Genomic DNA, 12,313 nt, shown 5'->3' with positions numbered 1-12,313 from the left:
GCCTCCATAATGAATCAAAATTGTGCTTATTATAGGCTAACAAGCGGCAAAATTACGCCTAATTTTTGCAAAAAATTCCGCAAATTTGACCGCTTGCGGTATAATTACCTCAATTTATATAGGGCGAGCCATTGTGTTCGCCCGTTAAACTTATTAAAAGGAATAAAATAATGTTTGAATTAAACCCAATCAAAACCCAATTAGCGGACTTGGCAGAACGTACTAAAGTTATCAGGGGGTATCTTTGACTTTGATAACAAAGTCGAGCGTTTAGAAGAAGTGAATGCCGAGTTGGAACAGCCGGATGTGTGGAATAAGCCGGAAAAAGCTCAATCTCTCGGTAAAGAAAGAGCAATGTTGGAGCAGATCGTCAATACCATTCGCCAATTAGAACAAGGCATTGAAGATGTGGAAGGTTTGATTGAATTAGCTGTGGAAGCCGAAGATCAGGACACTTTCAACGAAGCCCAAGCAGAGGCCGATGAATTAGAGAAGAAACTGGCGGATTTGGAATTTAAGCGTATGTTCAGCGGCCCGCACGACAGTGCCGATTGCTATTTGGACTTGCAAGCGGGATCGGGCGGTACGGAAGCCCAAGACTGGACGGAAATGTTGCTGCGAATGTACCTGCGTTGGGCGGAATCCAAAGGCTTTAAAGCGGAGCTGATGGAAGCCTCCGACGGCGATGTGGCAGGGATCAAATCGGCGACCGTGAAAATTTCCGGCGACTACGCCTACGGTTGGTTTAGAACCGAAACCGGCATTCACCGCTTGGTGCGTAAAAGCCCGTTTGATGCGAACAACGGTCGTCACACCTCGTTCTCGGCGGCATTTGTCTATCCCGAAGTCGATGACGATATCGACATTGACATCAACCCAGCCGATCTCCGCATTGATGTGTATCGTGCCTCGGGGGCGGGCGGTCAGCACGTCAATAAAACCGAATCGGCGGTACGAATTACCCATATGCCGAGCGGCATTGTGGTGCAGTGTCAGAATGGTCGTTCGCAACATCAAAACAAAGATCAAGCAATGAAACAGCTTAAAGCGAAACTTTATGAGCTGGAAATGAGCAAGAAAAATGCCGAGAAACAGGCAATGGAAGATAACAAATCCGACATCGGCTGGGGTAGCCAAATCCGCTCTTATGTGTTGGACGACTCTCGCATTAAAGACCACCGTACCGGTGTGGAACACCGCACCACACAGCAAGTGTTAGACGGCGATTTGGATAAATTTGTCGAGGCGAGTTTGAAAGCAGGGCTTTAATTTACAAACTTTCGAGTAAAAATAACCGCTTATATTCCTCCTATTTAAGGAGGAATATCATCTTAGTTAATCAAATGAATATTTTCGACTCTCTTCAATTTAGCATTAGCGTAACATTACCCACCATTTTATTAATGTTATTCGGGATTTTTCTACGCAAGCGAAAATTCATTGATGATGCCTTTTGCAATATGGCATCAAAGGTAGTGTTTAACTTTACGCTACCGCCAATGATTTTCTTCAATATGCTAAAAAGCCCGTTGGATTTCTCAAGCCAAATTAGCTTAATTTCCACCGGTGTGGGAGGGTCGATATTAATTTATTTATGGGCGGAATGGTGGGCGGCACGCCACATTGAAAACAGGCGTTATCGCTGTATTTTCACGCAAGGGACATTTCGTACAAATGCCGCAATTTTAGGCATTGCTTTAATCCTCAATGCCTATGGTGATAAAGCCTTAGCGGCTGCTTCGGTCTATATTTCCTGCTTAGTGATTACCTTTAATGTGCTGGCGGTGATTACGCTAACTTCATCATTGAGCGAGAAAAAAATCAATGTGGGTAGATTGCTCCTTTCGATTTTGAAAAATCCATTGATTTTAGCCGTAATTGCAGGCTTAATTTTTAACTATTTTGAATTAGCTGCTTCAATTCCCAAACCGCTTGAATCCGCTGGCAAATTAATGGCAAGCTTAACACTCCCACTCGCTTTAATTTGTACAGGAGCAAGCATTAATTTCAAACAGTTGAAGCAATTTAATCAAGGAGCAGAAAGTACCATTAATAAAATCGTGCTGTTTTCCGCTTCCATTCGGTTAATTTTCGCCCCAATTTTCTTTCTCCTGCTCGGTAAATTTGTGTTTAAACTGCCACCAATGGAACTTGGCATTGTTTTTGTTGCAGCCTCAGCTCCTGTAGCAGCAGCTACTTATGCAATGACGAGAAGCTACGGTGGAGATGGTGAAGCCGCAGCAAATTTAATTGGCATCACCACTCTTGGCTCAATGTTCAGTGCCAGCATCGGGCTATTTTTATTAAGACAACTAGGCTGGGTTTAACCTCTCATTTAAGGAATACTCTTGGAATATCGTTACTACATCACCACCGCCATTGTGGTTGTGGTACTACAACTCTTTTTATACAGCTTTGCAAAAACAATCGGCTGGTTGTTTAATTTGTCGGCAAGAAGCCAAAAAATCACTCACCTCATTACATTTTTAGCCATTAACACAATGGTTATTTTGCACGTTACTCGCACATTTACCCTATTTCGGGTAATGGCATTTGTATTGGTACTTTTGCTATTTGCATTTTTTGTGAGTTTTTTGACCGCTTTCATTTACAAACTAACCAAAGGAAATCCTTCCGTTAATCGTAGCTTGAAAGTCATCTACCCTTTTGCCTTCTTGGGCTTAATCGGGCTTGGCTTTTACAATGCTTATGTGCCAACGGTAGTTCATTATTCCATTAAAATAGATAAACCGTTAGACAAACTACTCCGTATTGGTATGGCAAGCGATCTCCATTTAGGAAAATTATTTGGGGCTAAACAACTTGACCAACTGGCAGAAATTTTTAATCAAGAAAAAGTCGATTTGATTTTGCTACCCGGCGATATTATGGACGATAACCTCGAATTTTATCGCTCAGAAAATATGCAAGACTCATTTTCTAAACTCAAAGCACCATTAGGCGTTTATGCCACACTAGGCAACCACGATTTCTTTGGGGCTCAGGAAAGTATTGCACAGGCTATTCGTAACGCCGGCATTACTGTTTTATGGGATCAAGCGGTCGAAATTAATGGAAAATTTGCAATTGTTGGGCGTAATGATGATTTAGTAAAAAATCGCCCTTCTGCCGAGCAATTATTACAATCAGTAAATACCAAATTGCCTGTGTTCTTGCTCGACCACCGCCCAACTGAAATTGAAAAACACGCCAAATTACCGATTGATATTCAAGTTTCAGGGCACGCTCACAAAGGGCAAGTTTTCCCTGCCAGTATTATCACCAAAATAATATATAGACTACATTACGGCTATGAAAAAATCGGGCTGGGGCATTATTTTGTAACCTCAGGCTACGGTTTCTGGGGTGTCCCGATGCGGTTAGGCTCGCAATCTGAAGTGATGATTATTGATGTGGAAGGGAAAGATTTTTAATCATAGGGTGAAACTTGCTCGCTATTGCGATATAAATTGAAATAATTAGTAGGGCAAGCCACTAACATCAACAAACATCACCACAAAAACAAGCTGACAAAAATGGAGAACTGCTTGCAAAATTTTCCGCAAATCTGACCGCTTGACATCATTATTTTGTGATCTATATCACAGTCATTTTTCCTCACTTTCGCTATACTTTTCATATAGTTAATTTCGAGGAGTTTTATATGAGCGAGTTTGTCCTCAACGATCATCCACACCGCCGTTTTAATCCGCTGAAAAATCAGTGGATTTTAGTTTCTCCGCATCGGGCTAAACGTCCGTGGCAAGGGCAGCAAGAGGAAATTGTGCAAGATGAAAAGCCGAGTTATGACCCAACTTGCTATCTCTGCCCCGGCAATAAACGCATCACCGGTGAACAAAACCCGAATTACACCAAGCCGTTTGTGTTTAAAAATGACTTCTCTGCTCTGTTGCCTGACACTCCAGCTCCAGAGGCGAATGATGATCCACTGTTCCAAATTTCCCACACTCAAGGCGAAAGCCGTGTGATCTGCTTCTCGCCCGATCATAGCAAAACCTTGCCACAGCTTTCGGTTGATGAAATTACCGATGTGGTTACGGTTTGGCAGGAACAGGCGAATGAGCTGAAAGAGTGTTATCAGTGGGTGCAGATCTTTGAAAATAAAGGCTCGATGATGGGCTGCTCTAACCCTCACCCACACGGGCAAATTTGGGCGAGTAATTTTCTGCCGAATGAAATCACCATTGAAGATGAATGCCAAGCCGATTATTTTGCAAAATATAGCTCACCACTTTTATTAGATTACGCTAAGCGTGAATTAGATAAAAAAGAGCGAATTGTAGTAGAAACGGAAGATTGGCTTGCCGTTGTGCCTTACTGGGCGAGCTGGCCGTTTGAAACATTGTTACTACCGAAAGCGAAGCAATTTAAGTCGATTACCGATCTGAACGAAGCGGAAAAAGCTGATTTAGCCTTAGCATTGAAAAAGCTCACGACTCGCTACGATAACTTATTTAACATTAGTTTCCCTTATTCAATGGGCTTCCACTTTGCTCCGTTTAACGGCAAAGAAAATGCACATTGGCAACTGCACGCCCATTTTTATCCGCCGTTGTTGCGTTCTGCTACCGTACGTAAATTTATGGTCGGCTATGAAATGATGGCAGAAACTCAGCGTGATTTAACCCCGGAACAAGCGGCAGAACGTTTAAATGCGGTAAGTGATACTAAACACTATAAAGATAAGAAACCACAAATCGAAAAATAAGGAATTTGAATGAAACCACAAGAAATTGCTGTTCAAAAATTTGAAGAACATTTTGGTTATAAAGCAGAACGTACGGTATTTGCTCCGGGCAGAGTGAATATTATTGGCGAACACACTGATTATAACGACGGATTTGTTATGCCTTGTGCGATTAATTACGGCACGGCGGTAAGCTTTGCTAAACGTGATGATAACAAATGGCGAGTGTTCGCCCTTGATATTAACGAACAAGATGAATTTGACCTAAGCCAACCAATTGAGCCAAGTGAACACAAATGGGCGAACTATGTGCGTGGTGTGGTGAAATTTGTGCAAGTAAAATGCCCTGATTTCAAACAAGGGGCTGATTTAGTGATTACCAGCGATGTACCGATGTCGTCGGGACTAAGTTCTTCCGCAGCTCTTGAGGTATCAATTGGTAAAACAGCTCAATTGTTGGGAGATTTGCCGCTTTCTCATACTCAAATTGCATTAATTGGACAAGAAGCAGAGAATAAATTTGTCGGCTGTAATTGCGGAAATATGGATCAACTCACCTCTGCTTTAGGACAAAAAGATCATTTTTTAATGATCGATTGCCGTAGCCTTGAGATTAGTCCAACGCCTGAACCACAAGGTTATTCAATCGCCATTATTAACTCCAATGTGAAGCACGACTTAGTAACGGGTGAATACAACAGCCGCCGTGAACAGTGCGAATTTGCCGCTCACTTCTTCGGTAAAGCAAAATTGCGTGATGTAAGTGCAGAGCAATTTATTGAACGAGCCGCAGAACTGCGTGATGCTAATGAACTTGCCTATAAACGTGCAAAACATATCATCAGCGAAAATCAGCGTGTGTTAGAAGCTGCAGAAGCCCTAAAAGCGAATAATATGGCTAAATTGGGCGAATTAATGGCAGCTTCGCACGACTCTATGCGTGATGATTTTGAGATTACCTGCCCTGAAGTCGATAGCTTGGCTGAAATCGCCCAACAAGCAATCGGTAAAAATGGCGGAGCAAGAATGACAGGCGGTGGCTTTGGAGGCTGTGTAGTATGCTTAGTGCCAAATGATAAAGTGGAAGATCTTCGCCAAGCCGTTGCTGAAAATTATGAAAAGCAAACAGGCATTAAAGAAACCTTCCATTTATGCACAGCTTGCGATGGTGTGCACGAGGTTGTATAACTCCATAAACATCAGAGCGGATGCTATCCGCCCGCATCTACAATTTATAGGCAATAATCTATGCAATTATTTACCCTTGAAAATTCCTTTTTAAAAATTACTTTGTCAGACTTTGGAGCATCTTGGCTCTCTTGTGTGGTAAAGCTACCGAATGAAGAGCGTGAAGTATTAATAACCACTTCTGCAAAAGATTGGCAAAAACAGACCGCTTTCTTTGGGGCAACCATTGGGCGTTACGCCAACCGCATTGCCAATGCGGAATTTTCGCTTAACGGCAAAACCTATCGGCTTGCCAAAAACAATGGCAATCATAATTTGCACGGCGGCACGCTCGGCGGTGATAAAGTAGTTTGGAAGGTGGAAAGCCAGAGCGAACAAGCGGTCAAATTTAGTTATATTTTTGCAGATAATGAGGAAGGCTTTGGTGGTGAAGTGAAAGCCTTTGTAGAATATCGTTTAACCGATAATGAACTGCAAATCAGCTTTGATGCAACAACAAATCAAGATACACCACTTTGTTTAACCAACCACGCTTATTTTAATCTGCAAGGTTCAGAAAATATCTTAGCTCACAAGTTGATGATTAATGCTGAGGCGTATTTGCCGGTGGATTCAAGCGGTATTCCGAATGCTCCGCTTAAAAAGGTGGAAGGCACAGGTTTTGACTTCCGCACGGCTAAAAAAATCGGGCAAGACTTATTGGCTGATGACGACCAAAAAGCAGTAAAAGGTTACGATCACGCCTTTCATCTTGCAAAAAATAGTGAAAATCTGACCGCTTGTTTAACTGTGGAAGATTTAAAAATGGAACTCCGCACCTCAATGCCTGCCTTGCAGGTTTATACTGGCAACTGGCTAAAAGGGCAACCGAATTTGACTAATGGCGAATATGGAGATTATGCAGGCGTGGCGTTAGAGCCAGAGTTTTTCCCGAACTCGGTTAATCAAACTGAATTGTTGGAATTTGGTGGCATTACCAAGGCAGGGGAAAATTATCACCACACGATCAGTTATCGGTTTGTGATTTGAGAAAAAATAGGCAGGTAACACCTGCCTATAATTATTACTGCATTAATGTTTTAACCAAGCTCATCACTTCTTCAATCTGTTTTGACGAAAGAGCACCTTCCGTTGCAAATTTGACTTTGCCTGATTTATCCAACACCGCAATAAAACTCTCTTTTTCTTTTAGATTCCACGCTTTTTTAACATTGCCTTGTTGATCTAGCACGACTTGGCTACGTGGATTTTCTAATTTACCGTCTTCAACATTATTTTTCACAAAAAGCCCGGTCCCCACAATCGCATCGTCCGCATTTACAATGGTTAATGTTTGATATTTTGTAGGATCAAAAGCTGCATTTTTGAGTGTATTAATTAAGGCTGCATTTTTACTCTTTACTGAACTTCTTGCTGCAAAATGAAGCACTACTCGTACTTTTCCGGCAACGGCTGATGAATTCCAACTTTTATAAGCAATTTTGCCTGATTGAATCACTAATTCGCCATCTTTTGCCACCGAAACGGCTGGCAAAGATTGATTTAATTTTACATTATGAGCAAAACTCATATTTGCAAAAAATAGTCCAAAAATAACCGCTAGTTTTCCAACTTTTCTCATTTTTTCTCCTCGTTGTTATAAAAACCGATATAACTTTGTAAACAAAAGAAATGATTTTACTCAAATTTTTGTTTAAAAGAAAAGCATTCGATGAATTTTTCTACTCGTTAATTCATTGAATTTGTGGTATTTTAGCAGGCGTTTTTATAACATCAATTTTTTATACCACTTAACACAATTTAAGGAGTTTTTATGCAACAAGGTGGCGGAATGGAAATGATCTTTATTCTGATTGTTTTCGGTGCAATTTTCTATTTTATGATTTATCGCCCACAAGCAAAACGTCAAAAACAACAACGTGAATTACTTGCAAGCTTAGCAAAAGGCGAAGAGGTATTAACCAGTGGTGGTTTAATCGGTAAAATTACAAAAGTAACCGCAGATAATGATAACATCGTTATCGCATTAAACGACACAACTGAAGTAACCATTAAGCGTGATTTCGTGGTTGCTGTATTACCTAAAGGCTCATTAAGATCTCTTTAATGCCTCTAATCAAACCTTAACATTTGGGGATTTATTGTGTTAAACCGTTTCCCTCTATGGAAGAATTTAATGGTGATCTTCGTGATCGCCATTGGTGCTTTATATGCCCTTCCAAATTTATATGGCGATGATCCATCTGTACAAATTTCCGGTACTCGTGGACAACAAGCCACACCAGAAACCCTTACTCAAGTTCAATCTACGCTTTCATTAATGAACATTCAGCCAAAATCAGCCGTGTTAGAAAATGGTTCGATCTTGGTTCGTTTAGAAAGTACTGAACAACAACTTCCAGCCAAAGAAAAAATCTCTGAAGCATTGGGTAATAACTATTCTGTTGCATTAAACCTTGCACCGGCAACACCAAAATGGCTCTCAGATATTGGCGGAAGCCCGATGAAACGAGGCTTAGACTTGCTTGGTGGTGTTCGTTTCTTAATGGAAGTGGATATGAACACCGCTCTTGCTAAACAGCAAGATACCTTACAAGACAGCTTGCGTAATGATTTCCGCAAAGAAAAATTGCAATATAAAGCGGTCAAAAAAGCCGAAAATTTTGCAACTGAGATTGAATTTATTGATAACGAGACAGCTGAAAATGCGGTTCGTTTAATTCGTCGCTCTCACCCAACACTTGATATTTTAGTTAAAGATAATAACGTAACTTTAACGCCATCAGAGCAAGCTCTTTCTGATTCTCGCAGCATGGCAATTGAGCAGAATCTTTCAATTTTGCGTAAACGTGTAGAAGAATTAGGCGTTTCAGAGCCAACTATTCAGCGTCAAGGTGCTGACCGCATTGTTGTGGAATTACCGGGCGTGCAGGATACCGCTCGTGCAAAAGAGCTTTTAGGAGCAACAGCAACACTTGAATTCCGTTTGGTGAATACAGAAGCAAATTTAGCCTCTGCAGCTAAAGGGATTGTACCCGCAGATTCTGAGGTACAGAACACTCGTGATGGCGAAACCGTCGTGTTACGCCGTAAGCCTTCTTTAGGTGGTGAGCATATTATTGATGCAACTGCTGGTAAAGATGAGCGTGGTTTGCCACAAGTAAGTATCAAATTAGATGCTGAAGGTGGTGATATGATGGGCGAAATCACTAAAATGGCAATTAAAAAGCCAATGGCAACCCTTTATACCGAATTTAAAGATTCAGGTCATAAAGATGCAAACGGCAAAGTCATTCTTGAAAAACACCAAGAAGTAATTAACGTAGCAACTATCCAAACCCGTTTAGGCAACCAATTCCAAATCACAGGTATTAACTCACCGGCTGAAGCTCAAAATCTTGCTGTTTTACTACGTTCAGGTGCATTAATTGCTCCAATCGTGATTGTGGAAGAACGTACTATCGGGGCATCACTTGGTGCAGATAATGTGAAACAAGGTATGGAAGCAAGTATGTTAGGCTTAGGCTTAACCATTTTATTCTGTTTAGCATTTTATAAAATGTTTGGGATATTTGCTTCACTTGCCCTTATTGCCAATATGATTTTAACCATCGGCTTAATGTCATTAATTGGGGCAACACTTACAATGCCGGGTATTGCGGGTATTGTACTGGCAGTGGGTATGTCGGTAGATGCGAACGTGTTGATCTATGAGCGTATTAAAGAAGAAATTCGTAATGGTCGCTCTATTCAACAAGCTATTCACGAAGGCTATAGTGGTGCATTCTCAAGTATTTTTGACTCGAACCTCACCACCATTTTAACCTCTCTTGTGCTATATGCTGTAGGTACAGGTCCTGTAAAAGGCTTTGCGGTAACGCTTGCTTTAGGGGTAATTATTTCTATGTTTACCGCAATTACAGGTACCCGCATGCTTGTAAACTGGGTATATGGCGGTAAACGCGTGAAGAAACTTTGGATTTAAGGTGGAATAAATGGCTATTGAAAATGTAAAACAAGATGTAGCAGACATCAAACTGCCTTATAAGTTAATTCCGTTTATGAAATACCGTTACTTCGGTTTCATCTTTTCTATTATTATCTCTGCATTATGTATTTTCATTATTGCAACGAAAGGATTTAACTGGGGCTTAGATTTCACAGGCGGTACGGTAATTGAAACTCAGTTTTCTCAACCGGCAGATTTACCAAAGCTACGTAGCGAACTTGAAAATAGTGGCTATGGTAGTGCATTAGTACAGACCACTGGCAGCCAAAAAGATTTAATGATCCGCTTGTCTGCCAATGCTGGCGATATGGGCGTTGGAAATAAAGTGATAGATATAATCCATCAAAAATTAGATCCAAATGCAACTATTAAAAGTATTGAGTTTGTAGGCCCTAATGTAGGGGAAGAGCTTACACAAGGCGCAATTTATGCCACCCTTGCTACTCTTGCAATGCTACTCATTTATGTGGGAACACGATTTGAATGGCGTTTAGCTGTAGGCGGTATTACAGCCTTATTCCACGACGTTTTGGTTACGCTTGGAGTATTCTCTTTCTTACAGATCGAGCTAGATCTCACATTTGTGGCGGCAATTTTATCGGTAGTGGGTTACTCACTAAACGACTCCATCGTTGTGTTCGACCGTGTGCGAGAAAACTTCTCAAAAATTCGTCGTTTAAGTTCAACTGAAGTAGTGGATATTTCATTGAGTCAAACCCTTTCTCGTACCTTAATGACCTCTGTTACTACACTCTTTGTAGTATTAGCCCTATTCTATTTAGGTGGCCCAACGCTTCATAGCTTCTCGCTTGCATTATTAATTGGTATTGGTTTTGGTACTTATTCATCAATTTATATTGCGATCGGTGTGGCTCTACAACTTGGTTTGAAACGTGAACATATGGTTCAGACTAAGGTTGAAAAAGAAGGGGCAGATCAAGAAGCCTTTATTGATTACTAATTAACGATAAGATAAAAGCAGGATTATTTCCTGCTTTTCTTTTACTTCTCACGCAAACGTTTGCCAATTAATTTAAATTTCTGTAGAATTCGCCCACAAAATTTTCCTTTCTATTTATCTTTTTTCTTTGAGGTTTTTATGTCCTTGTTTAAATTTGAAGAACGTGGTTCAAACGTTCGTCAAGAAGTGATCGCAGGTTTAACCACTTTTCTCGCAATGGTGTATTCCGTTATTGTCGTGCCGGGAATGTTAAGCCAAGCAGGTTTCCCTGCTGAATCCGTATTTATTGCTACCTGTTTAGTTTCGGGTTTAGGTTCAATTTTAATTGGCTTATGGGCAAACGCACCAATGGCGATTGGTTGTGCAATTTCTCTAACTGCTTTTACCGCCTTTAGCTTAGTGCTGGGGCAACAAGTTTCTGTTCCTGTTGCTCTAGGGGCAATTTTCTTAATGGGCGTAGTGTTTACCATTATTTCTGCAACAGGTATCCGCACTTGGATTTTGCGTAATTTACCAAGCAGCATTGCACACGGTGCCGGTATCGGTATCGGTTTATTCCTACTCATTATTGCAGCAACCAACGTAAAATTAGTCGTAAACAGCGGTATGGATATCCCGGTAAAATTAGGCGATTTTACCTCATTCCCCGTATTAATGTCTTTAATTGGTTTAGCTGCTATTATCGGATTAGAAAAGCTGAAAATAAAAGGCAGTATTTTATGGGTAATCATTGCAATTACCATTGTTGGGCTAATTTTTGATCCGAACGTAAAATACGCAGGCTTTTTCAAAATGCCAAGCTTTGGAGAAAATTCACTGTTTTTAAGTCTTGATATTATGGGGGCATTAAATACCGCCATTTTACCTGTCGTATTTGCGTTAGTGATGACCGCAATTTTTGATGCCACAGGCACAATTCGTGCTGTAGCAGGTCAGGCTAATTTATTAGATAAAGACGGGCAAATCATCAACGGTGATAAAGCCTTAACTTCTGACTCTTTTGGGTCAATTTTATCAGGCTTATTCGGTACAGCCCCAGCAGCGGTTTATATTGAATCAGCAGCAGGTACAGCGGTTGGCGGTAAAACAGGTTTAACAGCAGTAGTTGTTGGTATAGGCTTCTTATTCATGTTGTTCTTCCAACCCCTTGCATTCTTAGTACCAAGTTATGCTACTGCTCCAGCGTTAATGTATGTTGGTTTATTAATGTTGAGCAATGTTTCAAGATTAGATTTTAGCGATTTCGTTGGTGCAATGGCCGGTCTTGTATGTGCGGTATTTATCGTACTAACCGCAAACATCGTCACAGGTATTATGCTAGGTTTTGCAACACTCGTTATCGGTCGATTAATTTCAGGCGAAGTAAAAAAACTAAACCTCGGTACCGTAATTATTGCGATTATTCTACTCGCATTTTATGCGTTTGATTTAGCCATCTAATTTGTGA

The 12,313-nt window shown here is 40.8% G+C and carries 11 protein-coding genes; 10 read left to right on the top strand and 1 reads right to left on the bottom strand.

Going from position 1 to position 12,313, the window contains the following annotated elements; translation table 11 throughout:
* The first annotated feature begins 170 nt into the window (after positions 1–170).
* From prfB to A6B40_RS09830, 6 genes are all read left to right on the top strand, one after another.
* Positions 171–1,269, top strand: a protein-coding gene (gene prfB, locus A6B40_RS09855) for a peptide chain release factor 2 (protein WP_176672271.1) whose coding sequence is annotated in 2 segments (ribosomal slippage) — positions 171–245 and positions 247–1,269 — 1,098 coding nt in all. Because the reading frame shifts where the segments join, the coding sequence is not laid out codon by codon here.
* 74 nt (positions 1,270–1,343) lie between these two features.
* A complete protein-coding gene (locus A6B40_RS09850) occupies positions 1,344–2,327 on the top strand; it encodes an AEC family transporter (RefSeq protein WP_176672270.1) in 984 nt (327 codons plus the stop codon).
* 21 nt (positions 2,328–2,348) lie between these two features.
* Positions 2,349–3,434, top strand: a complete 1,086-nt coding sequence (locus A6B40_RS09845; RefSeq protein WP_176672269.1) for a metallophosphoesterase — start codon at positions 2,349–2,351, stop codon at positions 3,432–3,434.
* Positions 3,435–3,664: 230 nt separating this feature from the next.
* Positions 3,665–4,729 carry a galactose-1-phosphate uridylyltransferase gene (gene galT, locus A6B40_RS09840; RefSeq protein ID WP_176672268.1) on the top strand — a complete coding sequence of 355 codons (1,065 nt, stop codon included), beginning with the start codon at positions 3,665–3,667 and terminating at the stop codon, positions 4,727–4,729.
* Positions 4,730–4,738: 9 nt separating this feature from the next.
* Positions 4,739–5,896 carry a galactokinase gene (gene galK, locus A6B40_RS09835; protein ID WP_176672267.1) on the top strand — a complete coding sequence of 386 codons (1,158 nt, stop codon included), beginning with the start codon at positions 4,739–4,741 and terminating at the stop codon, positions 5,894–5,896.
* A gap of 60 nt (positions 5,897–5,956) precedes the next feature.
* Positions 5,957–6,925 carry a galactose-1-epimerase gene (locus A6B40_RS09830; protein ID WP_176672266.1) on the top strand — a complete coding sequence of 323 codons (969 nt, stop codon included), beginning with the start codon at positions 5,957–5,959 and terminating at the stop codon, positions 6,923–6,925.
* 34 nt (positions 6,926–6,959) lie between these two features.
* On the opposite strand, the gene A6B40_RS09825 is transcribed toward A6B40_RS09830, so the two are convergent.
* Entirely contained in the window at positions 6,960–7,517 is a 558-nt protein-coding gene (locus A6B40_RS09825; protein ID WP_176672265.1) for a YtfJ family protein, read from the bottom strand.
* 192 nt (positions 7,518–7,709) lie between these two features.
* Between A6B40_RS09825 and yajC the strand changes: the two genes are divergently transcribed.
* The 4 genes from yajC (at position 7,710) to A6B40_RS09805 (ending at position 12,306) form a co-directional block, all read left to right on the top strand.
* The gene (yajC, locus tag A6B40_RS09820) at positions 7,710–8,003 is read left to right on the top strand and encodes a preprotein translocase subunit YajC (protein WP_025236401.1); all 294 of its coding nucleotides are present in this window, start codon (positions 7,710–7,712) and stop codon (positions 8,001–8,003) included.
* 36 nt (positions 8,004–8,039) lie between these two features.
* Entirely contained in the window at positions 8,040–9,881 is a 1,842-nt protein-coding gene (gene secD / locus A6B40_RS09815; protein ID WP_176672264.1) for a protein translocase subunit SecD, read from the top strand.
* Between the two features lie 10 nt (positions 9,882–9,891).
* Positions 9,892–10,866: a protein translocase subunit SecF gene (gene secF, locus A6B40_RS09810; protein ID WP_176672263.1), complete on the top strand. Its 975-nt coding sequence runs from the start codon at positions 9,892–9,894 to the stop codon at positions 10,864–10,866.
* Between the two features lie 138 nt (positions 10,867–11,004).
* Positions 11,005–12,306, top strand: coding sequence for an NCS2 family permease (locus tag A6B40_RS09805; RefSeq protein ID WP_176672262.1), 1,302 nt, complete (start codon positions 11,005–11,007; stop codon positions 12,304–12,306).
* Positions 12,307–12,313: the final 7 nt, after the last annotated feature.

The organism is Mannheimia varigena (assembly GCF_013377235.1).
GTDB lineage: Bacteria > Pseudomonadota > Gammaproteobacteria > Enterobacterales > Pasteurellaceae > Mannheimia > Mannheimia varigena.
Note: the sequence above shows the minus strand (reverse complement) of the source record. Positions and strands in the feature narration are given on the sequence as shown.

Excerpts from the sequence above, each read along its gene's own strand:
- A6B40_RS09850 (WP_176672270.1), top strand. The coding sequence starts at position 1,344 with ATGAATATTTTCGACTCTCTTCAATTTAGCATTAGCGTAACATTACCC.
- galT (WP_176672268.1), top strand. The coding sequence starts at position 3,665 with ATGAGCGAGTTTGTCCTCAACGATCATCCACACCGCCGTTTTAATCCG.
- galK (WP_176672267.1), top strand. The coding sequence starts at position 4,739 with ATGAAACCACAAGAAATTGCTGTTCAAAAATTTGAAGAACATTTTGGT.
- A6B40_RS09830 (WP_176672266.1), top strand. The coding sequence starts at position 5,957 with ATGCAATTATTTACCCTTGAAAATTCCTTTTTAAAAATTACTTTGTCA.
- A6B40_RS09825 (WP_176672265.1), bottom strand. The coding sequence starts at position 7,517 with ATGAGAAAAGTTGGAAAACTAGCGGTTATTTTTGGACTATTTTTTGCA.
- yajC (WP_025236401.1), top strand. The coding sequence starts at position 7,710 with ATGCAACAAGGTGGCGGAATGGAAATGATCTTTATTCTGATTGTTTTC.
- secF (WP_176672263.1), top strand. The coding sequence starts at position 9,892 with ATGGCTATTGAAAATGTAAAACAAGATGTAGCAGACATCAAACTGCCT.
- A6B40_RS09805 (WP_176672262.1), top strand. The coding sequence starts at position 11,005 with ATGTCCTTGTTTAAATTTGAAGAACGTGGTTCAAACGTTCGTCAAGAA.